Below are 22,432 nucleotides of genomic sequence, written 5' to 3' on the forward strand. Positions count from 1 at the left end.
CTGCGATGGAAACTATCAACCTCATGCCTCCTTGCGTACTCACTTTTGCAGCCACCGATCCCAGTGGCGGCGCCGGATTACAGGCAGACCTGCTCGCACTGGCCAGCATTGGCTGCCATCCATTGTCTGTCGTGACAGCAGTCACAGCACAGGATACTGTCGGCGTGGAAAATGTCGTCCCTATGGATGCAGACCTCATCAACGACCAGGCCCGCGTCATTCTTGAAGATATGCAGGTTGCCGCGTTCAAGCTGGGCATGCTGGGCAGCGTGGAAAATATTGCCGTGATCGCGGAAATCGTGGCGGACTATCCCGATGTGCCATTATTGATTGATCCAATCCTTTCTTCAGGCCGTGGCGATGAACTGGCCAACGAGGCCATGCAGGAAGCCATGATAGACCTGCTGTTTCCGCAGGCCACCTTGATTACACCCAATAGCCTGGAAGCCCGCCGCCTGGCGTTTTCCGGAGATGACACGGATGCTGTCGAACATGCCTCCATGGATGATGTCGTACAGCGCCTGCTGAGCATGGGGCCTGAATTTGTACTGGTCACAGGGACACATGAACGCTCGCAGCAGGTCGTCAATAATCTTTACGGTTCGCAGAAACTGCTGCGCTCCTACCCATGCGAGCGCCTGCCGGGCAGTTACCATGGCTCCGGTTGCACCCTAGCCTCTGCCATTGCCGCCTGCCTGGCCCATGGCCTGGGAATGGAGGAGGCCATCGCCGAGGCGCAGGAATATACCTGGCACTCATTGCGGCACGCGTTCCGGCCCGGAATGGGACAATACATTCCTGACCGCCTGTTCTGGGCGCGCGAAGAAGCTGATGACGAAGAGTAGGTCCATGCCCATTTCCGGACTGTATGCCATTACGCCGGACATCACCGATACACACAAGCTGCTGGCAGACAGTGAAGCAGCACTTGCTGGCGGTGCGCGCATATTGCAGTATCGCAACAAGCGCGCATCTGCCGAACAGGCCAGCGAACAGGCAGCGGCACTCATGACGCTGTGCCGCCGTTATGCGGTGCCGCTCATCATCAATGACGATGTGCAACTAGCCATACAACTGGATGCAGATGGTGTGCATCTTGGCATTGATGATGGCGATATTGCAGCCGCACGAGCGCAGCTAGGCAGCCACAAGATCATAGGCGCATCCTGCTACAACAACTTGGCTCTCGCACAGCAGGCAGCAAAGCTGGGGGCTGACTACATTGCATTCGGTGCCTGTTTTCCCTCATCGACCAAACCAGATGCCCCACGCGCAGAAGCTGCACTATTCACGGCCGCGCGCGAACTCAAGCTGCCTGTGGTTGCCATAGGTGGTATCAATCTTGAAAATGCGCACAAGATCATCCATGCCGGCGCAGACGCCATTGCAGTGATCGGGGCATTATGGAATGCGCCAGACATTGCGACACAGGCCAGACACTTCAATCAACTTTTCAGCTAAAACACAACCATGAGCAGAAACCAGCAATTATTTGAACAATCACAGTCCCTGATTCCAGGCGGCGTCAATTCACCCGTGCGGGCTTTTGGTTCAGTGGGAGGCACGCCGGTATTCTTCAAGCGTGGGCTGGGGTCCAGGCTCTGGGATGAAGATGGCAAGGAATATATCGACTATGTCGGCTCCTGGGGGCCCATGATCCTCGGCCATGCACAGCCGGATGTCATTGCAGCTGTGCAATCCACGGCTGCCAACAGCTTGTCATTCGGCGCGCCGACTGCGCTGGAACTGGAAATGGCACAATTGATTACCGAGCTGGTACCCAGCATGGAACAAGTGCGGCTGGTCAGCTCCGGCACCGAGGCCACCATGAGCGCCATCCGCCTTGCGCGCGGTTTCACCAGCCGCAGCAAGATTCTCAAGTTTGAAGGCTGCTACCACGGCCATGCCGATTCCCTGCTGGTCAAGGCTGGCTCCGGCGCCCTGACATTCGGCCAGCCCAGTTCAGCAGGTGTCCCGCCTGAACTGGCAGCGCACACCTTGACACTGCCTTACAACGACGTGCCGGCGCTGGAGCAATTATTCTCGCAAGTTGGCAACGAAATCGCCTGCGTGATCCTGGAACCGGTGGCGGGCAATATGAACCTGGTCAAGCCCACGCCTGAATTCCTCGCCGCCTTGCGGACGCTCTGTACCCAATCCGGTACTTTGCTGATCTTCGATGAAGTCATGACCGGGTTCCGTGTGGCACTGGGCGGCGCACAACAACTATTCAATATCAGGCCTGACCTGACCACCCTGGGCAAGGTCATCGGTGGTGGCCTGCCGGTAGGCGCGTTCGGGGGGCGGGCTGATGTCATGTCGTCCCTCGCACCATTGGGGCCGGTCTACCAGGCGGGCACATTATCCGGCAACCCGGTTGCCGTAGCTGCCGGCCTGGCCACACTCAGGCAATTGCAACGTCCCGGCTTCCATACCGAGCTTGCAGCCCGTACCCAACAACTCACGGATGGACTGACACAGGCCGCCAGTGAGGCCGGGATTGCTTTCAGCGCCCAGCATGTAGGCGGCATGTTTGGCATTTATTTCAGCCAGGCATGCCCGGCCAGCTTCGCAGAAGTCATGCAGGCGGACAAGCAGGCATTCAACCGATTCTTCCATGCCATGTTGGAAGAGGGTGTGTATCTGGCACCGTCGGCTTTTGAAGCCGGCTTTGTCTCGATCGCCCATAGTGACACAGACATTGCCCAGACAATTGCCGCGACCCGCAAGGCATTCAGCCGGTTACATGCGTAATGGCTGCCATCTGGAATATTGCGCCGCCGGTAACATTGACCGACACTGGCTCATGCATTGGGCAATAGCATAAGTACTTACTGACAGGATAGCTGTAATGACCTCATTGAAGAACGACGTTTTTCTCCGTGCGCTGCAACGCCAGCCCACTCCTTATACTCCAGTATGGATGATGCGCCAGGCCGGGCGCTATCTGCCGGAATATCGTGCCAGCCGCCAACATGCAGGCAGCTTCATGAGCCTGTGCCAGAGTCCGGACTTTGCCACCGAGGTCACGCTGCAACCGCTGGATCGCTATCCTCTGGATGCCGCCATCCTGTTCTCGGATATTCTCACTATCCCTGATGCAATGGGCCTGGGCCTGTATTTCGAGGAGGGAGAAGGCCCGAAGTTTGAACGCACCCTGCGCGAAGAAAGCGATATCCGCAAGCTGGCGGTGCCTGATGTCGGTACCGAGCTCAAGTATGTCACGGATGCCGTCAGCCAGATTCGTCGCGCGCTGGATGGCCGCGTGCCGCTGATCGGCTTCTCAGGCAGCCCCTGGACCCTGGCTACGTATATGGTAGAAGGCCGCGGAGGCACAGATTTCCTCACCATCAAGCAGATGGCCTATGCGCGACCTGAGTTACTGCATCATATTCTTAATATCACCACGCAAACCGTCATTGCCTACCTCAATGCGCAGATTGCTGCCGGCGCCCAGGCAGTGATGATTTTTGACTCCTGGGGAGGCGCGCTGTCTCACCATGCCTACCAGGAATTCTCGCTGCAATATATGAAGCAGATCGTCAGTGGACTGACCAAGGAAAATGAAGGCCGTACCGTGCCCAGCATCGTCTTCACCAAGGGCGGCGGGCTATGGTTGGAAGCGCAGGCAGAAACCGGCGCGGATGCATTAGGGTTGGACTGGACAGTATCCCTGGGTGAAGCCCGCAGACGTGTAGGCAGCAAAGTCGCCCTGCAAGGCAATATGGACCCTGCCATCCTGCTCTCAACCCCGGAAGCAGTGGAAAAAGAAGTGGCGCGCATTCTTGCAGACTATGGCATAGGCAATGGCCATGTTTTCAATCTCGGTCATGGCATTACTCAGTTCACGCCTCCTGAAAATGCGGAGGCCATGATCAAGGCCGTGCATGCGATCAGCAGCAAATATCATCTGCAAGGTTGATGAAAAATAACAATCGCAACCGCCACCATTAGCAGGATCGGAGTAAGATAACTCAGTCAAGCGTTTCGTTTGTCAACGACTTTATAACAACAAGGAGATAAGCAGATGAGTTTGATTTCATTCATCAAAGAAGCTGGTGAAAAACTGTTTGGCACAAACCAGGCCGTTGCCGCCGAGTCACAAGGAGCAGATCCGGTAGCCACTGCCAATGCCGAGGCCAGCAAGGCTGTACTCAACTACATCCACAAAATGGAGTTGAACGCAGATGACCTGCAAGTGGACTTTGACGGCGCCACCGGCAAAGTAACGGTCAGCGGTACTGCAGCGACCCAGGAGATCAAGGAGAAGATCCTGCTTTGTTGCGGTAATATCAATGGTGTCAGCGATGTCGTCGATAACCTCAAGGTCAAGGAAGAAGGCGAAGCACCCGTGTTCTACACTGTGGTACGTGGTGATACCCTGTCCAAGATTGCCAAGGAGCATTACGGCAACGCGAACAGCTATATGAAGATATTCGAGGCAAACAAACCCATGCTGAGCCATCCGGATAAAATCTATCCAGGCCAGACTTTACGTATCCCTAAATAACAGTAACAGGAGACCCTGAATGAAATTATTATCGACGTCCGTTCTCGCCATTTTTCTTGCCAGCCTGATGCTGGGAGGCTGCAGCAGCAAGGATCAGGAAAACGCGGAAGCAACCGCGAAAGAAGCCGTGGAATACACTAAGGAGCATGCCGAACACGCTGCCCAGCAGGTTGAAGAAGCCGCAGAGGATGCAAAAGAGGCTGCTGAAGACGCTATCAGCAAAGCTCGCGCTGCTGCTGCCGAGCAACAGTAATATCCATCGATCTGGATAGCGTACCGCTATCCCGTTCACAAAATACCCGGGGCCTTCCGGGTATTTTTTTAGCACTTAACAAGCCTCTATCTTGCTGGCCCCGCTATATCTCTGGCTGCAGCAGTCATGACAGTCATAGGTACCTCCGCCGTTTCAGGGTAAGTCCTACACCAGCATCAGCCTGATACCGATCATATCCGCACAGAACGCCATATAGCATAGATACATATTGATAACGGAGATCTATTATGAACATCCCTGGCTTGTTCCAACTATGTGTCTCGATTGCAGCAATCAGCCTGCTGGCAAGCAACGCAGTCTGGGCAGATGAAGAATTTATCGGCCGGATTGAAGCCCGGCCTGCCGCCAACCCCGGCATCTGGACGATCAGCGGACAACAAATAGAAGTCACGGAGAAAACCGATATTGACCCCGATCAAGGGCCACTGGTTGTCGGCGCCTGTGTAGAAGTGGAGCATGATGAAGGTGTGGCTTCAGAGATTGAGACCATCGCCCCTAAAAAATGTGACGATCATGGATGACTGCCATACATGACGACTTAGACCGCAACGGGTTCCTGCCCATCTTCAGAACTCCTGCGGATCCACATCAACATTCCAGCGCACCCGGTTGCTGAGCGGGTGCGCCCGCATTTGCGGAGTCAGTTGCCGCAACAGTTGCTGCAACACCTGTCTGCTTGAGGCCTGCATCAGCAACTGTCCCCGCTCCATGCCTTTCAAACGCTCCATCTGTGGTCGCACAGGGTCATACACCAAGGCAGCGCTTCCCATCTCCCGTGCAGCTTCAGCGGCAAACTGCAGGAAACCCTGCACCGGAGCATAATCATTCGCCTCAGCCCTGACCAGCGCCAGGAATTCATAAGGAGGGAACTGGGCAATCTCGCGCTCCTGCAATATGCCACTGGCATAGGCGGCATAATCCTGGCCACGCAGGGCATTGAACAAATGATGTTCCGGCAGGGTTGTCTGGATCAGGACCTCACCTGCTTTGTCTGCACGGCCCGCGCGCCCAGCCACTTGCATCAACTGCGCAAACAGGCGCTCTGTGGCCCGAAAATCCGGACTGAACAAGGCACTATCCGTGTCCAGCACCCCCACCAGCGTCAGGTTGGGAAAGTCATGGCCTTTGGCCAGCATTTGCGTACCGATCAGGATATCAACCTCTCCAGCATGCACTGCGGCTAACATGTGATCCAGAGCATTCTTCCGCCGCGTACTATCCCTATCTACACGTAATATGCGGGCTTCTGGCAGCAATTTTACGAGAACTTCCTCCAAACGCTGCGTACCATGTCCGGTAGGATGTAAGTCCGGATTACCGCAGCTCGGGCACTGGCGCACAATCTTCTGCTCATGTCCGCAGTGGTGACAACGCAAACATCCCTGCCGCAGGTGCACCACCAGACGGCTACTGCATCGCATGCAAGGCGCAATCCAGTGGCAGGCATTGCATAAGAGCACAGGTGCATAGCCACGCCTGTTAATAAACAACAAGCTTTGCTCACCTCGCTCCAGCCGGGTTTTCAGCGCCTTGACCAAGGGCAGGGACAAGCCATCCTGCATCTGCACCTTACTCACATCCACGCATTTCACTTGCGGCAGTTGTGATTGGCTCACCGCCCGCTGCTGCAGGCTTAACAGGCCATAACGGCCAACCTGTGCGTTATGCCAGGTTTCCAGCGCCGGTGTGGCAGACCCCAGCACAATAGGAATATTGCGACGCTGGGCCCGCACCAACGCCACATCGCGCGCGTGATAACGCATGCTGTCCTGCTGTTTATAAGAAGTGTCATGCTCTTCATCCACAATGATGCACTTGAGCCGAGGCATGGGAGCAAATACTGACAAACGGGTGCCGATGACAATACGGGCAGCACCAGTCTGGGCCAATCGCCAGTTTTGCAAGCGCTCACTCTCGCTCAGGTTACTGTGCAGCGTCACTAGAGAATACTCCGGCAAACGGCTGCGAAAACGCGCCTCCAGCTGTGGTGTCAGATTGATTTCCGGCACCAGTACCAGCGCCTGGTCTTCATTGCCCGCCAATATTGCTTGTAACAGGCACATGTACACCTCAGTCTTGCCACTTCCGGTAATACCATGCAGCAGCCACGGCCTGAACTCATTCCGCTGCTGCAGCACACTCTGCACCGCATATGACTGCTCGGCATTCAACTCAGGTTGCACACTGGAGGCATGCAGTATGGAGCGCAAGCCTGCATATACTTGCTCCTGCTCAATCCAGCCCAACTCGCTCAGCGCAGCCAGGCCTTTGCGCCAGCCTGGGCTGAGTTCAGCCAAGTCAGCCTCCCTCAGCCGGCCATGCTCAAGCAGTGCAGAAAAAATGCGGCGTTGTACCACTTGTCGCGCAGGAAGCATATCCAGCCCTGCGGCCAGCCCGACTGCATTGAGCCAGTAACAGAATTGTTGTCGTGCCTGTGCTGGCTCGGTCTGGCGCAAACGCGCAGGTAGCGCTGCAAGCAACGCCTGGCCATAAGGATATTGGTAATAATCCGCGCAGAATTTCAGCAGCGAGAAGAACTCGGCATCCAGCGCCGGCTCCTGGTCAAAATGTCGGATGATAGACTTGAGCCTGGCAGGGGCAATATCACTTTCACTTGCCGTACCGACCACGATACCAACCTGCTTACGTGGGCCAAAAGGCACCAATACCCGCTGCCCGGCCTGGAGTGGGGTATCGCTGCGATAATCGAACACGCCATCCAGGGGAACATCCAGCGCCACTTTCAGGATATAGGGGTGTTGAATTGTGGTCTGCTCCGTCATATCGGCACCATAATATGCGATCTATATGACGAAGTTCGACAATTGCATATCAGTGCAAGCTTGCAGTAGGTTAAAATAATGCTTTTATTCACGTTTCGTAGCTCGCCTTGAAAGCACATCTTACCGAATTACTACAGGTCGCCGCAAACAGCCTGAACGCCGAGACTGGCGCTGCCTCCATCCAGCTTGAGCGCCCGAAGAATGCGCAACATGGGGACTTTTCCACCAATCTGGCCATGACGCTGGCGAAGCCCTTGCGTCAGAACCCGCGTACCATTGCTGAATCCCTGATCAAGGCATTGCCTGCATCCACCTATGTGGACAAAGTAGAAATTGCCGGTGCCGGCTTCATCAATTTCTACCTCAGCCCAGTTGCCCGACAAGCTGTCGTGCGTGAAATTCAGAAGCTGGGCGCGCATTATGGCCATAACCAGCATGGTCAATCCCGCAAGATACAAGTGGAATTTGTGTCGGCCAACCCGACTGGCCCCTTGCATGTTGGCCATGGGCGTGGAGCCGCCGTGGGGGATTGCCTTGCCAGGCTGCTCGCAGCCAATGGCTGGGCCGTAACCCGTGAATTCTATTACAACGATGCTGGCGCGCAGATCGACAACCTGACCATTTCCGTGCAATCCCACTGCAAGGGCATTACACCAGACCATGCGGAATGGCCGGAAGATGGCTACCGTGGCGACTATATTGCCGATGTGGCAGCCGCCTACATGGCAAAGGAAACTGTCACTGCAGACGACCAGGCCGTCACGGGTGCTGGCGATGCGGACAATGCCGAAGCGATCCGCCAGTTTGCTGTCGCCTATCTACGCCACGAGCAGGATCTGGACCTCAAGGCATTCCAGATCGGTTTTGACGTGTTTTCGCTGGAGTCCGCCCTCTACCGCGACGGTAAAGTGGAAGATACGGTCAGCAACCTGGTCAAGAGCGGTCATACCTATGAGCAGGATAACGCCCTCTGGCTGCGCACCACCGATTTCGGGGATGACAAGGACAGGGTCATGCGCAAGCGCGAAGGAGGGTATACCTATTTCGTGCCGGATGTGGCCTATCACCTGGATAAGTGGCAACGTGGTTTCGAACGCGTCATCAATGAACAGGGCGCAGACCACCATAGCACAATCACACGTGTGCGCGCCGGGCTGCAGGCCTTGAATGTCGGCATTCCCAAAGGCTGGCCGGAATATGTGCTGCACCAGATGGTCACGGTGATGCGTGGCGGTGAAGAGGTGAAAATCTCCAAGCGCGCAGGCAGCTATGTCACACTGCGCGATCTGATTGAGGAGGTAGGCTGCGATGCCACGCGCTATTTCCTTGCCGCACGACGCGCCGATTCACAGTTGGTATTCGACATTGACCTTGCCCGCGCGCAAAGCAATGACAACCCGGTGTACTACATCCAATACGCCCATGCACGCATCTGCAGTGTATTGAACGAATGGAGTGGCGATATCGCCGGCCTGGAAAAAGCCGACCTGAGCGTATTATCCACCGAGCATGAAACTGTCCTCATGCAGCGCCTGAGCGAGTTCCCGGAATTGGTTGCCAATGCAGCCGAGGAGCTGGCACCTCACATGGTGGCTACTTACCTCAAGGACCTGGCGGGCGACCTGCATAGCTATTATAACGCCCATAAATTTCTGGTTGACGATGTAACCGTCACGTCAGCACGCATGGCATTGGTGTCTGCCACCCGTCAGGTGCTGCGCAATGGCCTGTCATTGCTTGGAGTCAGCGCTCCAGAAAAGATGTAAAGTGAATTAATCCGGGGGGAACTATCTCAACCTGAACAAGTCACCAGACAACATCTCAATATAGAGACATGTCGGGACTGAATTGAAGAAAAAAGAGGAACTATCGTGAGTCGAGATTACAAGCCTGCACAACGCAAATCGAACTCTAGCAGCAATAATAAAGGCAGCTCGCTTTTTACCGGCCTGTTGATAGGCGTTCTGTTGGGGGTCGGCATTTCAGTCGCTGTCGCCATTCTGGTCATGAAAAGCGACAGCCCGTTTGCCGACAAGCACAATAAACCCAAGTTGGAACCGGGTGAAATCGCCATGCCGAAAGAGGCTCCGAAACCCAGCCAGCAGGCCAACAACAATGAAGCAGGCAGTGAACGTCCGCGCTTTGATTTCTATACTATCCTGCCTGGCAGCGAGTCACAGGTAACCGAACAGGAAATCAAGCAGAAGGAATCCACACCAGCACAATCCCAGGAAAGCTATTTCCTGCAGGTCGGCGCATTCCAGACCGAGAAAGAGGCTGACAACATGAAAGCCAGCCTCGCCCTGCTTGGGCTTGAAGCCATTGTCCAGACTGCCACCATCCCCGGCAAAGGAGTATGGCACCGAGTCCGCGTCGGTCCGCTGACTGACCTGAACCAAATCAACAGTGCAAAGTCTGACCTTGCACAAAATGGCTTCAAGGCAGACCTGATCAAGGTAAACTCCACTGGGCAGTAAACCAGTGTCATCCTGAACACATAGCAAGACGTTAACTACTCAACCTCACTAAGGACACAACAATATGAAAAAGCTATTTGCTGCCCTGATGTTGCTGGCATCTGCAACTGCCATGGCAGCCCCGCAACTGGGCAATGAATTCCTGCAGACTGCCAAGACCATCAAGACCGACACACCGGCCAAGATCGAAGTCATGGAAATCTTCTGGTATGGCTGTCCACACTGCTACCACCTGGAGCCAACACTGGCAGCCTGGGTGAAGAAACTGCCGCAGGATGTTTATTTCAAGCGTGTGCCTGGTGTTCCACGCCCGGACTGGGCACCAGCAGGCAAGGCGTTCTATGCACTGGAAGCCCTGAATCTCACAGAAAAACTGCACACCCAATTGTTTGAGGCCATCCAGAAAGAACGCAGTGTCAACCCAACCGTCGAAGCCCAGTTGATCGACTGGATTACCAAGAAGGGCGGGCTGGACCGCAAAAAGGTAGAAGAGGCATTCAATTCATTCTCTACCAATAACAATATGGTACGCGCCATGAACACGTTTCGTGATTCAGGCGCCACAGGCGTACCCGCTATCGTGATTGATGGTCGCTACATTACCTCCAGCACCATGGCGGGTGGTAACCAGGCTGTTCTGCAGACTGCAGACTACATTATTGAAAATGTCCGCAAGGAAAAAAGCGGCGGCGCGAAGTAACTCCTGACATGCTGTCAGCCCCAACACCCGCTGCAAGCCAGCGGGTTTTTATTACCGGTGCCTCCAGCGGCATCGGGCTGGCACTGGCCCGGCATTATTTGCGGCAAGGCGCCATTGTCGGCGTTACCGCGCGCAGGCTGGCACCGTTGCAGGCGTTGGCTGCGGAATTCCCTGTCGGGCAATGCCTGATTTTCCAGGTGGATGTGCGTGACGCCTCCGCCATGCGGGTTTGCGCTGAACATTTCATCACGGCCACAGGCGTCCCCGACATCATTATCGCCAATGCTGGCGTCAGCCGTGGCACCCTGACTGCTGAAGCAGAAGATACTGCTGCATTCCATACCGTCTTCGAGATCAACGTATTCGGCATGGTGCATACCTTCCAGCCATTCATTCATGCCATGCGCACCGCCCACAAGCCAGGGCAACTGGTCGGCATCGCCAGCGTGGCCGGCATACGTGGCCTGCCGGGCGCAGGCGCTTACAGTGCTTCCAAATCCGCAGCCATCACCTATCTCGAAAGTCTGCGCACGGAAATGCAAAATGACAACATTGCCGTCACCACCATCGCGCCTGGCTACATCCGCACCCCGATGACAGATGTAAACAGCTACCGCATGCCTTTCCTCATGGACGTTGATATCGCTGCCAGCAAATTTGCCACTGCCATCGCCAAGCGCAAGCGTTTTGTCATCGTCCCCTGGCAAATGGCCTGGGTCGCATGCATCCTGCGTATCATCCCGCGCTGGCTATGGGACAGACTGACCAAAAATGCACCGCATAAGCCAAGAATAGAGATTTAAAACTACCCTGTCAGCCAAGCTGATCGACCTGGCCTTGGACCATGACGCCGAGGAACCTGTATTGACTGATGTAGTATGTACTCACACAGGGCGTAACGCGCTGTTCAGCTGGTCTATCATTTCCGCCCAGTCTGCGTCCTTGAGCAGCTCCTCCCGCAGGAAAGCAGCCTGTGCTGGTGTCCAGAATGGTGCATCGGGCAGGTCAAGCGCATGTGGCAGCGGGGAATGGCTACTGAGGAAATGGCGAATGCCATCCTCATCGGACGGCAATCCCAGTTGTGCGAATAACTCGGAGAAGCGGTGAAAGGTCTGGCTCATGAATGACATCTCCTCTGGAATCATCTGGGTTGAGTACCCTTTGATTTAAACACAGCCTCACGCGCCATGCCAATATCAGATCCCCTTGATATCTTTCCAGTCGATTTCAATGACTTGCCCTGGCCCGGCATCAATCAAGATATAGAACTCGCATTGAGGGCGCTTGAAGCTGATGCGGGAATGGTCATCCAGCTTGCCGGACAGGAACGTCTTTTCGTCATAACCGATTACCTCAACCAAGGCATCAGGCAGCGGATGACCATCAGATTCGCCGCCTTCGCAGATGATATCCCTGGCCTCCACCCAGCATTTGCCAATCGGGATATGCACCTCATGCGCCCATGTTGCAGTGCTGTCAAGCAACAGCAGCAGGATGACCATCAATCGCATTATTTCTTCTCCTGAATGAACCTGGCGGTCGCAGGCGACAACCGCGCAATATCGAACGCCTGGTGATACACCTCGCCGCTCTTGCTCTCCACGGTCAACCATATCTGGTCTTCCAGCAACGCTGCCGGGGGAATATAAATGGCGACCTCGCGTGTCCACCTTGCACCCTGGAAAGACAGCCCGGCTGCGCGCAGGGAGCGTGGCTGGCGAATCTTCAGGTAGGCAGCACGGATATCCCGGTCACACTCCTCGCAAAAGCGCAGGTGGAATTCCTTGATCGGCGTATTGCCTGCCACATATTCCGGCGGATCCAGGTTTTCTTCGGCGATCACAAACTCCCAGGGGCCGATCTTGCCCCGCATCGCATCTTCCCGCAGCACTGCCTGCTCGGACATTTTCCAGGCATTGATGGCTATCCATGCTGGCAACAGCACAAGACCTACTGTCAGCAATGCCCGTACCGGCAAGGTCAGCTCGCGCTCCCGCAATTGAGGTAGCGCCTTTTCCTTTTTCCGCGCCGGCTGCGGCCGCAATGGCCACCATGGCATCAGGAATGCAATGGCCACACCGACGATACTGAGCCAGCCCAGCCAGATCACCGGGCCGATATTCCAGTGCCATCCGGCCACGCCAATCGCCAGCGCCACTGCCAACAACCCCCAACCGAGCCAGTACATGCCCTTGCGTAGCCCGACAGACAAGTCACGACCGGTCAGTTCCCGCCCGTGCTTTTCCATGCTGAGCGCAAAAGCAGCAAAGCTGGCCAATGCAAACAGCAGAACTGTCACGTGGTATGCCGTCATGCTCCACCTCCCGGCATCAACCACCAGCAAAGCAGGCCAACCACTGCCAGCGGAACCAGCAGGCCGACCCAGGCACGGGCTGCGCTCCTGGTGGCAAATACCCAGATGACCACGGCGGCGTATATGACAAAACTCAGCATGGTGGATGCCAGCACGGCTTCAGCCTTGGGGATGGGCCAGACCAGCGCCAGCAGAATGGCGATCGCGGCAGTCAGCGCATAACCGCCAACCACAGCAGCCAGTATGCGCGATGCCACTGCCAGGCGATCACGTGTGATGGATGTCATGCCCTGGTCTCCTGTTTCAGCCAACGTTTTTTCAGTTTGTACGCCATGTAGGCAAATGCCGCAGCGAACCCCAGCATGGTCAGGTCAAAACCTGCCAATACCCAATCGCCATGAGGCAGGGTGACGCCCAGATGCCTGTCGGTAGTGAAGAAGTTCAGCAGCGGGATCAGGCCAAATGCCGCAACCGCGATATACAGGCTTTCCAGCCATGAGCGTTTGAGCGGACGCAGAGCTGCATAGATGAACATCCAGCCCCAGGTCGCGAACAGGCAATGAATTTCCCAGTCAGCCCGGTCTGCCATTTCCACCGGCAGCAGGCGATTGGCCCAGAAATAAGCCGCCACGGCCACAGGCAGGCCGACAATGGTGCCTACATTCAACACTTCCACCAGCCGGTGGCCGAATCCCGGCTGACTTCCTTTGGCAAGGTAGTTGTTGCGGCGCTTTACTGTCCACAGTACCAGGCCAGTGCCTATCATGGCGCAACCAAGCACGCCGGAAAGGAAATACAGCCAACGCAGCCACCAGCCGGCAAAATGTCCTTCATGCAAGGCCAGCATCACGTTACGCGTCTGCAGGGAAGCATTGTTCTTGTCCTCGGTCGCCATGGGCTCGCCAGTTTCCGCCCTGAATCTCATCCTGGGTGGGAAACCGCGATTCAGGGTATTGGAAGTATCACCCGTGATTTCCACATAAGACCCTTCATTCTCAGGATGGCGCACCATGACGGTCGCCACAGGCAACTCCCCCCAGGCAGACTGGGCCGTGGCCACCATGTCAGGCACGGATGCAGCAGGGCGTGCCACAGGAATAAACACCTTATCGACCGGATCACGCTGGAACAATTCGTCGTACAACTGCTTGAGATGCTTCTGCGACGTGCCATAAAGCGCATCTTTCACGCTCGGCATATACTGGAAGGTGAAGAACACCAGGCCGCTATAGGTAATCATGACAAAAAAGGGCAGGGCCATGACACCCACGAGGTTATGAGCATCCAGCCAGCTGCGTTGCCCTTTGCCGGGGCGGAAGGTAAAAAAGTCCTTGAAGATTTTCTTGTGCGTGATTACACCAGTGATGATGGCAAGGAACATGAACATGGTGCAGACACCGACGATGCGGAACGCCACGTCATAATCGATGTAATGCAGCGCGTAGTGCATTTCATACAATTCCCAGCCAGCTCCGGTTTCCCGGGCCTCCACAGGTTGGTCAGGCGCCCCTGTCTCAGGGTCAAACCCTTCCTTGCCGCGCCGCCCCCGCTCCTGTCCCGCGCGTGGCATGTCCTCCCAGGCAATGCCAGCTTCGCGGTCAGTACGCTGCGCCACGGCACGGTGCGGCAGCGTCACACTCCACATGCGCGCATTGGGTGCCACCTGCTCCAGCCGGTCAAAGGCAAACCCCAGAACCTGGGCCGGCGCCACCTCTACTGGTGTCTTTGCCAACGGCAATTCCGGCTGCATCCAGCGCGTAATCTCATAATTCATGTAACCAGTGGTACCGGTCACAAAAACAAAGAACAGCACCCAGCCGACCAGCAGGCCAACCCAAGTGTGCAGCCAGGCCATGCTCTGGCGGAAACCTTCTTTCACGGTACATCCTCGTGTCATACAACCAAAAGGCGGACAACACATCCGCCTTTATATGTTCTTGAAGCCCAGCGCTATACAGACGCCACACTTCCCAAAAATTACCCTCTTACTAGTAATGACACTTGAGAATGAAAAAAGGACACCCTGGAATGAAAAAAATCTAAAAATTCACAACAATTATTGCAAATCTTCTGCCTTTGTCATCCCGGCCCGGAGCCGGAGCCTCGCTCCCAGGCAAGGGTTATCACAAAATACCAGGCAATACGGGTTGTCTCCAAAACCATTGATACAGTAAGGGATACTGTATCGAGAATAACCATCCAGATATAAACCAAGCAAACCGGCTGGCATCATTGATATGAAGTATTGGATGAACACCGTGCCACAATTCAGAAATGATATTTCACGGTAACCAGAATTCAGCGTGGCGCTCCATAGTAGTAATAACCCGTACCTTGACCAAGGCTTGAATAGTATCGTTTATCAAACAAATGATTGATGGCCAAATTAATATCCGCATGGAAATTGATCAGGTATTGAGCGATCAGCCCAAAGATAGTCAAACCACCTTGGTGGATAGTGTATCCGCTACCGGTGTAGTCATAGTCAACACTGCTCTGGAAACGAGCACCCCCACAGAAAAGTCGTGCTCGGGAAAGATATACCTGCTCCAGCTCACGCCGCCGCCAGAGCTGGATGCGTAAGACCTGCTCAAAAAGAGGAAGGGCCTGCAACATGGCAATAAAACTCATTAATTAATAATGATTATTATCACATTGGATATCCAGCAAGCAGAAGCCGACAGCGCACCACAAGAACGTAAACAGAAATAAAAAAGGCTGGCAGAAATTCTGCCAGCCAAAAGGAAACACATTATTGGCGGAGAAAGTTAGATGCCAAGAATGCATGGCATCCATAATGATCTAAATGAAAATCATTGTCAACAATGATGCAAGTAGGGTGATTCAGATAAGCTCCGTTTGCTCCCGAAAATCTTCATGTTTTGCCAGTATGGCATGCTGTGGCATGTCACAAGCCGCTTGAAATCCTGTGCTCATCGTTTAGGCCGCAACCAGTAGTGCCAGATCACGATCAGCGGCACTGCAAGGCTGGCCCAGGCAAGCCAATGCCAGATACCAATGCCAAGCAAGGCTGACAAGAGACCCAGTGTCGTGAGGATTGCCAGCAGGATAGGCCAGCCCCATATGTCGATAAACCGCTTGTTCATATCTTTGTTCCCTTATCCCCAATCCACATGTCAGGCCCTGGCCGCATGGTGCTGCTCCAGCTCCGCCAGGCGCTTTTCTGTATGTTTGCGGCGCTTGATCCAGAGATACAGGCCGCTGCCAAGCACTACGATGGTGATCAGGTCGAGCAGGGTCCAGATGATTTTCAGCGGCAAGCCGCCATAATCACCGAAGTGCAAGGGTTGGGACAGCAGCAGGGTTTTTACGTACCAGGGCATGTCGCGTGCGTCCGTCAGTTCAGTGGTCTGGGCATCCACCAGTGCCGGTTTGAGCAGGCGGGAAGTCACGGGCGTATTGCCTTTCATGAAGACGGTGTAATGGTGTGGACTGGAAAACATGCTGCCCGGGAAAGCAACAAAACTCACATGCATATCAGGAATCGCCTGTTTGGCGGTATCAATCGACGCTTGCAAGGAACCCAGTGTGGTAGGAACTGGCAAGTCCTTGTAAGGCGCGGTCATTTCCGCCATCTGGTCACTCTGCCAGACGAAGATCACGATCTGGCTCAGGGTATTGATGGTACCGGTCAATCCGACCACCAATGCCCAGACCAGAGTGGCAACGCCCAGCAGATTATGGATATCCAGCCATTTCAGGCGCGCCTGTTTTTCACGCCTGATGGTGCCGAAATTCAGCCGCCGCATGAAAGGGTGGTACAAGACGATGCCGGAAATAATCGCTACCGCGAACAGCAAGCCCATAAAGCCGAGAAACAACATGCCGGGCAGTCCGGCAAACATGTCGACATGCAGTTTGAACATCACGTACATGAAGCCGCGGTCAGGTGGCGGCTCGTCCAGTACCTTGGCAGTACGACTGTCGATCAGTACGACCTTGGCGTCATCCGGGGGAGCATCCATGGTTTCAGCCATTGAGACCAGAGTCACATGAGGGTGTTCATCCTGCTCCCAGAACATGAAGCGGATGACATCCCCAGGCCGCTGCTTATGCGCAGCCTCGGCCACCTTGTCCAGGCTGGCATAGGGTGTATCTTCCGGCATGGGCGGTGCTTCCACTACACCGGAAAGGTGCTCGATCTCTTCATGGAAGATCAAGGGCAGACCGGTAATGCACAGCATCAGTAAAAATGCCGTGCAGACCAGGCTGGTCCATTTATGTACGAAATACCACTTCCTGATACTCATCCTGTTCCTTTGAAGCAGATTATCCTGTTAGAAATCAACAGTGGCCGACAATAGCACAGTACGTGGTGTGCCAAGATAAATGTAACCCTCGTTGGAGGTGTTCCAGAAATCCCGGTCAAACAGGTTCTCGACATTGGCCCGTAATGTCACCGGCGTGTCATTGAGGGTGGTCTTGTATCGCGCGCCGATATCAAAACGGGTCACACTGGGGATAGACAGCGTGTTTGCCTCGTTCACGTACTGCTTGCTGGTATGGATGACCCGGGCCGTCAACGTCAGTCCCTGGGCAAACACAGGGTCCCACTCGCTACCCAGGCTAACCTGCCAGTCCGGCACCCCAATCGCGGTATTGCCATTGAAATTACCACCTTCTGTCTTGACCAGTTTGCCCTGGCTATAGGCACCGCCACCCAATATCCGCACGCGGGAGTTCAATTCGCCAAAGACATTGAGTTCGATACCACGATTACGCTGTTCGCCGCTCACACGATATTCGTTACCAGTGGTAATCGCACTGGGTCGCTCAATTTCAAATAGGCTCAGTGTAGTGGCAACCCTGCCCCAATCCACCTTTACGCCTGCTTCCTTCTGCTTGGTTTTGTAGGGAGAGAACATTTGTCCGGCATTGGTAGCTGGCGGCTGCGCGACTTGCCCCTGGCTCAACCCTTCAATGTAATTGGCATATAACGCCACATTTTCTACCGGTTTGAACACAATGCCAGCAACCGGCGTCACAGCGCTCTTGTCGTATCCCTCACCAGATTTCTGGCCTGTACCTATCACATAGTTCTGCTGTTCCACATTCTGGTGCCGCGCGCCCAGCGTCAGTTGCAAGCGGTCATCCATGAAGGATAAGGTATCAGCCAAGGCATAGCTGGTCAGTTCCATGGTGGTATATTTCAGTGTCTTGCCACGGAAACCACTGGTATCCGGCGTATCCCCATATACCGGGGAATAGAGGTTGTTGGTTTCAAACAGTCCCACTCCCACAAAATGTATATCAGCATTTTGCGTCACACGGGTCACGCCTGCGCTGACCTGGTGCTTGACAGCCCCTGTCGAGAACTGGAACCTGCCGCCGATCTCTGCCGACCTTGAGCTCACATCATACAACTGCAAGGCTGCCGCGGAACTGAAGGTGCCATCCGCGCTGTCCAATGTGGGATTGCCTGCCAACGCATCCATGCGGCTCTTGCGCGTGCCAAATCCCGCGTACACCGTTGCCTGGTCATTGATATCGTATTCGCCGCGCAGTACCACGGTACTGTCTTTCATCTTGGAGTATCCATACCCGGGATAATTCAGCTTGTTATCAGGCGCGCTCGGCATCTTGGTCAATGTATTTCCCACGGAAAATTGCCTGACCACCACGCCAAGATTTTCCTGCTGATACATGATATCGGCGGACAAACGCAGGCGCTCGCCACGGTAATCCAGCGCCAGGCTGCCTACCGTCTCTTCCACATCCTGACGATCTATGCGCATATCGCCCTTGCGGTAGGCGCCATTGAGGCGAATGCCGAACTCGTTGTTCTCACCAAACCGGCGGCCAAGGTCGGCATGACCGCCATAGATGGAATCCGACATATAGCTCGCAGTGAACCTCGTCAGGGGCTGGTCTGCCGCACGCTTAGGCACCACATTGATACTGCCGCCCACATTGCCGCTTGGCGGCATGCCATTGAGCAAGGCACTTGGACCTTTCAGCACTTCCACGCGCTCTGCCATTTCCACTGGCACACGATAAAAAGGCATCAATCCATACATGCCATTGAAGGCCAAATCCTGGCTGGAGACAGTAAAGCCACGGATGGAGAAATCTTCGTTGATATTAGTACGCGCACTGGCCTGCCTGACAGAAGGATCACTCTGCAACAGGTCGCCGATACTGCGCGCCTGCTGGTTTTCTATCATATCGGACGTATAGTTGGTGGCATTGAATGGCAGATCCATGAAGTCACGCTGCCCCAGCAAGCCCGCACGCCCGCCACGGGCAACCTGCATCCCGGGATACTCCGGGCTTAACTCGCCCTGCCTCTCAGCACTGGCTGATACTGCCACTTCCGGCAGGGTCGTCGTTGCATCACCCGTGGCACGAGGAAGTTGCAGGGCCTTCTGCAGTTTGTAACTGCCGTTATCCTGCACCACCGCCTGTAACCCGCTACCGGCAAGAATAGCATCCAGGCCCGGCCTCAGTTCATATGTGCCATTCAGCCCGCGGCTTTGCCTGCCTTCGGTCAACCTGCCATCAATCACCAGCAATATCCCGGTTTCCTTGGCATAGGTATTCAGCACCTGGTCCAGCGGGCCTGCCGCAATATTGAAATTCCTGCCGGCCTGGCTGATTTGCCCAGCTTCAGCCCTGGCCTGTGGTGCCAATGCCAGCGTGATCATTCCGGAGGCCAGCAATGCTGCTGCCAGTTGTCGAGTAGCTAATGGGCGGGCTAATGTCCGGCAATCGTTTTGGTCCAGCATCATGGTTCCTTTTTCGAGAAAGTAGGTGTTACTCCTATCCCGGACGAGAACGCAAAAGTGCTACACATACAGCAAAAATTTTCTGCATATACCCACGGCATACTCACAAGGCATGCACGGATACCCAGTAGCGCGAGAAATAACTGATGCGCAAAGGTAGTGCCTGCAAGAGGGATTCCAGTATCCTGTCCGTATCAGGCAACGGAAATACACCGGACACCACCATATTGGCAACGGCAGCATCACAACGGATGACACCTGCGCGATAACGGTTCAGTTCATCAAGAAAATCTCCCAGCCGCATGCGTTCCGCCACCAGCCTCCCTTCCAGCCAGGTTGCCTCGGCTCCATTCGGCATGGTTTCCGTTACAGCGTGACTTGAAAATCCGGCCTGCAGGCCACTGGCCAGCATATAATCCGCCGCCCCATGGGTCGGTATCAGTCTGGCGGCACCTTCCTGTGCCGACACCCATGTTTCATCCGCCCGCACACGCATATTGAGCCTGGAACCAAGTGCCTGGGCTGTTCCATGGCGGGTCTGGATAAAAAGGGGATGCGCCCCAGGAGCAACCGCAATATGAATTTCTCCGCGATGCAGCAATAATCGCCGTTCCATGGCATTGAACTCGATATCCACAGCGGTGGAAGTATTCAGACTGAGACGGCTGCCATCCGCCAGGAGCAGGTGCTGCTGCTCACCGGCATGGGTATGGTGGTCTGCCGACCAGTCCTGCCAGATATCCGTGTGACGCGCCAACGGCACCATGCCAGCGGCAAGCGTTCCGACAGCGAGCACCTGCAACAACCGCCTGCGCTTGGTTGCCTGCGGTTTATCGCGTAACAGTGCGGCTGCCGGCACCCGCAACTCCTGCAGGGTATGCTGCATGGTAGCCAATCCATCCCACGCCTGCTGATGTTGCTCATTGGCAGCAAGCCAGATTTCGAACGCTCGCTGCTCTGCCGCTGTCACTTCTCCCGACCACAGGACAACCTGCCATTCCAGCGCTTGTTGCTGCAAAGCGGTATCGTTCACGCCATCTCCATGCAAACCTGTGCCGCCTTGAGCATATATTTACGCACGGCAGCCACAGAAATACCGAGATGAACAGCAATTTCGCTATAGGTCAGGCCATCCAAGCGCGACAGCAGAAAAGTCTCCCGGACTTTATGCGGCAACTGATCCAGCAGCTGGTCCAATTGAATCAGGCTTTGCAGCACTATGGCCTGCTGTTCTGGGGAAGGAGCCTCTGGCAGTGGCAATTGCAACAACCACTCATGATAGGCCCGCTCCAGATGGCGGCGGCGATAGAGATCCGTTACCAGGCCCTTGGCGATCTGGGTCAGGTAAGCCCGCGATTGCTCGGGAAGCGGCATCCTGCCGGACACGATCAGACGTACAAAAGTGTCCTGCGTGACATCAGCCGCTGTATGCTGGCACCCAAGCTTCCTGCGCAACCAGGCGTACAACCATCCGTGATGATGGGTATACAACTGTCGCGCCAGATCGGAAATCAGGGAATGCTTGGTAGACATGGTAATGCCATGGGCGGCAGACCTCAGCTGAGCAATAGGGAATAATTCTCATTATTGTCCAATTGCTGCCGCTTGGCAATCCAGTCCGCCTGATCCTGGTCAACTAAGACGGAGATTCACAGCAAGCTCGCGCTGTGCCTGCGCATGCCCCTGCGCAGCGGCCTGCTGCAGCCACTGACGTCCCAGCGAGATACTGGCCATATCAGGCTGGGCCAGCATCGCCCGGGCATAAGTATACATATCGTTGACATCGCCCTGGCGCGCACACTTGAGCAGCGCTTCCCGCGCAACCTGACGCAGGCTGGCATGTGGGTGCTGCTGCAGGTTGATGGCCATGGTCCGCGAGAATGCCAGGTGTGCGCCGTCCAGCGCCTTGCGCATCCATTCGGCTGCCTGCGCCGGGTTCCCGCGTTCCTCCAGCATCAAGGCATAGTTGTACTGTCCACGAAAATCCCCTGCGTCAGCAGAACGTCGATAGAACTCGAACGCCTGTTCCTTATCCTGTGTTCCGAGCCAACCTTCTTCAAAAAAGCGTCCGACGACACCCAGGGACTTGGCGTGCCCGAGCGACGCCGCCTGTTGGTACCAGTCAAAAGCTACTGCTTCATCTTTTTCCACACCTTGGCCATGCAACAGCAGATTGGCATAGTTATACATACCCCAATCCAGCCCCTGATTGGCTGCCATGCGGAACCAGTATGCCGCACAAGCATGGTCTACCAGGCCACCCCAGCCCTGGTCATATGCACGCCCCAGCATATTCATGCCCATCAGGTCGCCGGCCTCTGCCGCCTTGCGGAACCATATCCTTGCCTGCTTCGGGTCTGGTGCCAGGCCGTGTCCATCGAGATATGCCTGCCCCAGCAGGACTTGAGCTTCTGCAACACCTTGTTCAGCCAGCGCCTGTATCCATTGCACTGCCTCTTCCGGCGCACCAGCAAGCCGCTGCTTCAACTCTTCTGTCGTAAGTTTCTTGAGATGTTCCGGGGTAGGGGCTAAGGAATGGCTGGCAGACATGCTAATTGAGAACAGGAATTAATCAGGTGATGACTATACACCAATTCCTGCAGTCATACCTGACTGACGCATCCCTGC

The 22,432-nt window shown here is 55.2% G+C and carries 24 protein-coding genes; 11 read left to right on the forward strand and 13 right to left on the reverse strand.

The window, feature by feature from the left end:
• The first annotated feature begins 5 nt into the window (after nucleotides 1–5).
• The 7 genes from thiD to CHB59_RS05595 all read left to right on the forward strand — a co-directional run bounded on the left by thiD (nucleotide 6) and on the right by CHB59_RS05595 (nucleotide 5,305).
• Nucleotides 6–845, forward strand: coding sequence for a bifunctional hydroxymethylpyrimidine kinase/phosphomethylpyrimidine kinase (gene thiD, locus CHB59_RS05565; RefSeq protein ID WP_425435864.1), 840 nt, complete (start codon nucleotides 6–8; stop codon nucleotides 843–845).
• Nucleotides 832–1,461 carry a thiamine phosphate synthase gene (gene thiE / locus CHB59_RS05570; protein WP_089375252.1) on the forward strand — a complete coding sequence of 210 codons (630 nt, stop codon included), beginning with the start codon at nucleotides 832–834 and terminating at the stop codon, nucleotides 1,459–1,461. Before thiD ends, thiE begins: the two co-directional genes overlap by 14 nt.
• Before the next feature lie 9 nt (nucleotides 1,462–1,470).
• Complete coding sequence (gene hemL, locus CHB59_RS05575; protein ID WP_089375253.1) at nucleotides 1,471–2,754, forward strand: glutamate-1-semialdehyde 2,1-aminomutase; 1,284 nt, start codon at nucleotides 1,471–1,473, stop codon at nucleotides 2,752–2,754.
• A 97-nt stretch (nucleotides 2,755–2,851) separates the two neighbouring features.
• Complete coding sequence (gene hemE, locus CHB59_RS05580) at nucleotides 2,852–3,922, forward strand: uroporphyrinogen decarboxylase (RefSeq protein ID WP_089375254.1); 1,071 nt, start codon at nucleotides 2,852–2,854, stop codon at nucleotides 3,920–3,922.
• A 105-nt stretch (nucleotides 3,923–4,027) separates the two neighbouring features.
• Nucleotides 4,028–4,510, forward strand: coding sequence for a peptidoglycan-binding protein LysM (gene lysM / locus CHB59_RS05585; RefSeq protein WP_089375255.1), 483 nt, complete (start codon nucleotides 4,028–4,030; stop codon nucleotides 4,508–4,510).
• A 19-nt stretch (nucleotides 4,511–4,529) separates the two neighbouring features.
• Nucleotides 4,530–4,763 (forward strand): hypothetical protein, encoded by a 234-nt coding sequence (locus tag CHB59_RS05590; protein WP_089375256.1) that lies wholly within the window; start codon nucleotides 4,530–4,532, stop codon nucleotides 4,761–4,763.
• Nucleotides 4,764–5,011: 248 nt separating this feature from the next.
• Nucleotides 5,012–5,305: a DUF5666 domain-containing protein gene (locus CHB59_RS05595; RefSeq protein ID WP_245835047.1), complete on the forward strand. Its 294-nt coding sequence runs from the start codon at nucleotides 5,012–5,014 to the stop codon at nucleotides 5,303–5,305.
• Between the two features lie 45 nt (nucleotides 5,306–5,350).
• Here CHB59_RS05595 and CHB59_RS05600 read toward each other — a convergent pair whose 3' ends face one another.
• Nucleotides 5,351–7,567: a primosomal protein N' gene (locus CHB59_RS05600; RefSeq protein WP_089375257.1), complete on the reverse strand. Its 2,217-nt coding sequence runs from the start codon at nucleotides 7,565–7,567 to the stop codon at nucleotides 5,351–5,353.
• 107 nt (nucleotides 7,568–7,674) lie between these two features.
• Between CHB59_RS05600 and argS the strand changes: the two genes are divergently transcribed.
• The 4 genes from argS to CHB59_RS05620 all read left to right on the forward strand — a co-directional run bounded on the left by argS (nucleotide 7,675) and on the right by CHB59_RS05620 (nucleotide 11,547).
• Nucleotides 7,675–9,333 carry an arginine--tRNA ligase gene (gene argS / locus CHB59_RS05605; RefSeq protein WP_089375258.1) on the forward strand — a complete coding sequence of 553 codons (1,659 nt, stop codon included), beginning with the start codon at nucleotides 7,675–7,677 and terminating at the stop codon, nucleotides 9,331–9,333.
• Between the two features lie 105 nt (nucleotides 9,334–9,438).
• Nucleotides 9,439–10,044 carry an SPOR domain-containing protein gene (locus CHB59_RS05610; protein WP_089375259.1) on the forward strand — a complete coding sequence of 202 codons (606 nt, stop codon included), beginning with the start codon at nucleotides 9,439–9,441 and terminating at the stop codon, nucleotides 10,042–10,044.
• Between the two features lie 64 nt (nucleotides 10,045–10,108).
• Complete coding sequence (locus CHB59_RS05615; RefSeq protein WP_089375260.1) at nucleotides 10,109–10,744, forward strand: thiol:disulfide interchange protein DsbA/DsbL; 636 nt, start codon at nucleotides 10,109–10,111, stop codon at nucleotides 10,742–10,744.
• A gap of 8 nt (nucleotides 10,745–10,752) precedes the next feature.
• Nucleotides 10,753–11,547, forward strand: a complete 795-nt coding sequence (locus tag CHB59_RS05620) for an SDR family oxidoreductase (protein WP_089375261.1) — start codon at nucleotides 10,753–10,755, stop codon at nucleotides 11,545–11,547.
• Nucleotides 11,548–11,628: 81 nt separating this feature from the next.
• Here CHB59_RS05620 and CHB59_RS05625 read toward each other — a convergent pair whose 3' ends face one another.
• From CHB59_RS05625 to CHB59_RS05680, 12 genes are all read right to left on the reverse strand, one after another.
• On the reverse strand, nucleotides 11,629–11,865 hold the full coding sequence (locus tag CHB59_RS05625) for a DUF2789 domain-containing protein (protein WP_089375396.1): 237 nt from the start codon (nucleotides 11,863–11,865) through the stop codon (nucleotides 11,629–11,631).
• A gap of 75 nt (nucleotides 11,866–11,940) precedes the next feature.
• Nucleotides 11,941–12,255, reverse strand: coding sequence for a hypothetical protein (locus tag CHB59_RS05630; RefSeq protein ID WP_089375262.1), 315 nt, complete (start codon nucleotides 12,253–12,255; stop codon nucleotides 11,941–11,943).
• Nucleotides 12,255–13,058, reverse strand: coding sequence for a DUF3325 domain-containing protein (locus CHB59_RS05635; protein WP_089375263.1), 804 nt, complete (start codon nucleotides 13,056–13,058; stop codon nucleotides 12,255–12,257). Before CHB59_RS05635 ends, CHB59_RS05630 begins: the two co-directional genes overlap by 1 nt.
• Nucleotides 13,055–13,345, reverse strand: coding sequence for a DUF3649 domain-containing protein (locus CHB59_RS05640; RefSeq protein WP_089375264.1), 291 nt, complete (start codon nucleotides 13,343–13,345; stop codon nucleotides 13,055–13,057). Before CHB59_RS05640 ends, CHB59_RS05635 begins: the two co-directional genes overlap by 4 nt.
• Nucleotides 13,342–14,937: a PepSY-associated TM helix domain-containing protein gene (locus CHB59_RS05645; RefSeq protein ID WP_089375265.1), complete on the reverse strand. Its 1,596-nt coding sequence runs from the start codon at nucleotides 14,935–14,937 to the stop codon at nucleotides 13,342–13,344. The genes CHB59_RS05640 and CHB59_RS05645 overlap by 4 nt, the downstream gene beginning before the upstream one ends.
• Before the next feature lie 419 nt (nucleotides 14,938–15,356).
• The gene (locus CHB59_RS05650; RefSeq protein WP_089375266.1) at nucleotides 15,357–15,689 is read right to left on the reverse strand and encodes a TonB-dependent receptor; all 333 of its coding nucleotides are present in this window, start codon (nucleotides 15,687–15,689) and stop codon (nucleotides 15,357–15,359) included.
• Nucleotides 15,690–15,991: 302 nt separating this feature from the next.
• On the reverse strand, nucleotides 15,992–16,165 hold the full coding sequence (locus CHB59_RS11730) for a hypothetical protein (protein WP_089375267.1): 174 nt from the start codon (nucleotides 16,163–16,165) through the stop codon (nucleotides 15,992–15,994).
• Between the two features lie 30 nt (nucleotides 16,166–16,195).
• On the reverse strand, nucleotides 16,196–17,329 hold the full coding sequence (locus tag CHB59_RS05660; RefSeq protein WP_089375268.1) for a PepSY-associated TM helix domain-containing protein: 1,134 nt from the start codon (nucleotides 17,327–17,329) through the stop codon (nucleotides 16,196–16,198).
• 27 nt (nucleotides 17,330–17,356) lie between these two features.
• Nucleotides 17,357–19,807 carry a TonB-dependent receptor gene (locus tag CHB59_RS05665; protein WP_245835049.1) on the reverse strand — a complete coding sequence of 817 codons (2,451 nt, stop codon included), beginning with the start codon at nucleotides 19,805–19,807 and terminating at the stop codon, nucleotides 17,357–17,359.
• A gap of 100 nt (nucleotides 19,808–19,907) precedes the next feature.
• Nucleotides 19,908–20,837 carry a FecR domain-containing protein gene (locus tag CHB59_RS05670; RefSeq protein WP_245835050.1) on the reverse strand — a complete coding sequence of 310 codons (930 nt, stop codon included), beginning with the start codon at nucleotides 20,835–20,837 and terminating at the stop codon, nucleotides 19,908–19,910.
• Nucleotides 20,834–21,337, reverse strand: coding sequence for a sigma-70 family RNA polymerase sigma factor (locus tag CHB59_RS05675; RefSeq protein ID WP_089375271.1), 504 nt, complete (start codon nucleotides 21,335–21,337; stop codon nucleotides 20,834–20,836). Before CHB59_RS05675 ends, CHB59_RS05670 begins: the two co-directional genes overlap by 4 nt.
• A gap of 99 nt (nucleotides 21,338–21,436) precedes the next feature.
• Nucleotides 21,437–22,354, reverse strand: coding sequence for a tetratricopeptide repeat protein (locus tag CHB59_RS05680; protein WP_089375272.1), 918 nt, complete (start codon nucleotides 22,352–22,354; stop codon nucleotides 21,437–21,439).
• Between the last annotated feature and the right edge of the window lie 78 nt (nucleotides 22,355–22,432).

Origin of the sequence: Methylobacillus rhizosphaerae, from assembly GCF_900187985.1 — a bacterium.
GTDB classification, from domain to species: domain Bacteria; phylum Pseudomonadota; class Gammaproteobacteria; order Burkholderiales; family Methylophilaceae; genus Methylobacillus; species Methylobacillus rhizosphaerae.

What these genes read in the sequence shown, in the direction of transcription:
- thiD (WP_425435864.1), top strand. Translation starts at nt 6, where the DNA reads ATGGAAACTATCAACCTCATGCCTCCTTGCGTACTCACTTTTGCAGCC.
- thiE (WP_089375252.1), top strand. Translation starts at nt 832, where the DNA reads ATGACGAAGAGTAGGTCCATGCCCATTTCCGGACTGTATGCCATTACG.
- hemL (WP_089375253.1), top strand. Translation starts at nt 1,471, where the DNA reads ATGAGCAGAAACCAGCAATTATTTGAACAATCACAGTCCCTGATTCCA.
- hemE (WP_089375254.1), top strand. Translation starts at nt 2,852, where the DNA reads ATGACCTCATTGAAGAACGACGTTTTTCTCCGTGCGCTGCAACGCCAG.
- lysM (WP_089375255.1), top strand. Translation starts at nt 4,028, where the DNA reads ATGAGTTTGATTTCATTCATCAAAGAAGCTGGTGAAAAACTGTTTGGC.
- CHB59_RS05590 (WP_089375256.1), top strand. Translation starts at nt 4,530, where the DNA reads ATGAAATTATTATCGACGTCCGTTCTCGCCATTTTTCTTGCCAGCCTG.
- CHB59_RS05595 (WP_245835047.1), top strand. Translation starts at nt 5,012, where the DNA reads ATGAACATCCCTGGCTTGTTCCAACTATGTGTCTCGATTGCAGCAATC.
- CHB59_RS05600 (WP_089375257.1), bottom strand. Translation starts at nt 7,567, where the DNA reads ATGACGGAGCAGACCACAATTCAACACCCCTATATCCTGAAAGTGGCG.
- CHB59_RS05615 (WP_089375260.1), top strand. Translation starts at nt 10,109, where the DNA reads ATGAAAAAGCTATTTGCTGCCCTGATGTTGCTGGCATCTGCAACTGCC.
- CHB59_RS05620 (WP_089375261.1), top strand. Translation starts at nt 10,753, where the DNA reads ATGCTGTCAGCCCCAACACCCGCTGCAAGCCAGCGGGTTTTTATTACC.
- CHB59_RS05625 (WP_089375396.1), bottom strand. Translation starts at nt 11,865, where the DNA reads ATGAGCCAGACCTTTCACCGCTTCTCCGAGTTATTCGCACAACTGGGA.
- CHB59_RS05630 (WP_089375262.1), bottom strand. Translation starts at nt 12,255, where the DNA reads ATGCGATTGATGGTCATCCTGCTGCTGTTGCTTGACAGCACTGCAACA.
- CHB59_RS05635 (WP_089375263.1), bottom strand. Translation starts at nt 13,058, where the DNA reads ATGACGGCATACCACGTGACAGTTCTGCTGTTTGCATTGGCCAGCTTT.
- CHB59_RS05640 (WP_089375264.1), bottom strand. Translation starts at nt 13,345, where the DNA reads ATGACATCCATCACACGTGATCGCCTGGCAGTGGCATCGCGCATACTG.
- CHB59_RS05650 (WP_089375266.1), bottom strand. Translation starts at nt 15,689, where the DNA reads ATGAGTTTTATTGCCATGTTGCAGGCCCTTCCTCTTTTTGAGCAGGTC.
- CHB59_RS11730 (WP_089375267.1), bottom strand. Translation starts at nt 16,165, where the DNA reads ATGAACAAGCGGTTTATCGACATATGGGGCTGGCCTATCCTGCTGGCA.
- CHB59_RS05660 (WP_089375268.1), bottom strand. Translation starts at nt 17,329, where the DNA reads ATGAGTATCAGGAAGTGGTATTTCGTACATAAATGGACCAGCCTGGTC.
- CHB59_RS05665 (WP_245835049.1), bottom strand. Translation starts at nt 19,807, where the DNA reads ATGATGCTGGACCAAAACGATTGCCGGACATTAGCCCGCCCATTAGCT.
- CHB59_RS05675 (WP_089375271.1), bottom strand. Translation starts at nt 21,337, where the DNA reads ATGTCTACCAAGCATTCCCTGATTTCCGATCTGGCGCGACAGTTGTAT.
- CHB59_RS05680 (WP_089375272.1), bottom strand. Translation starts at nt 22,354, where the DNA reads ATGTCTGCCAGCCATTCCTTAGCCCCTACCCCGGAACATCTCAAGAAA.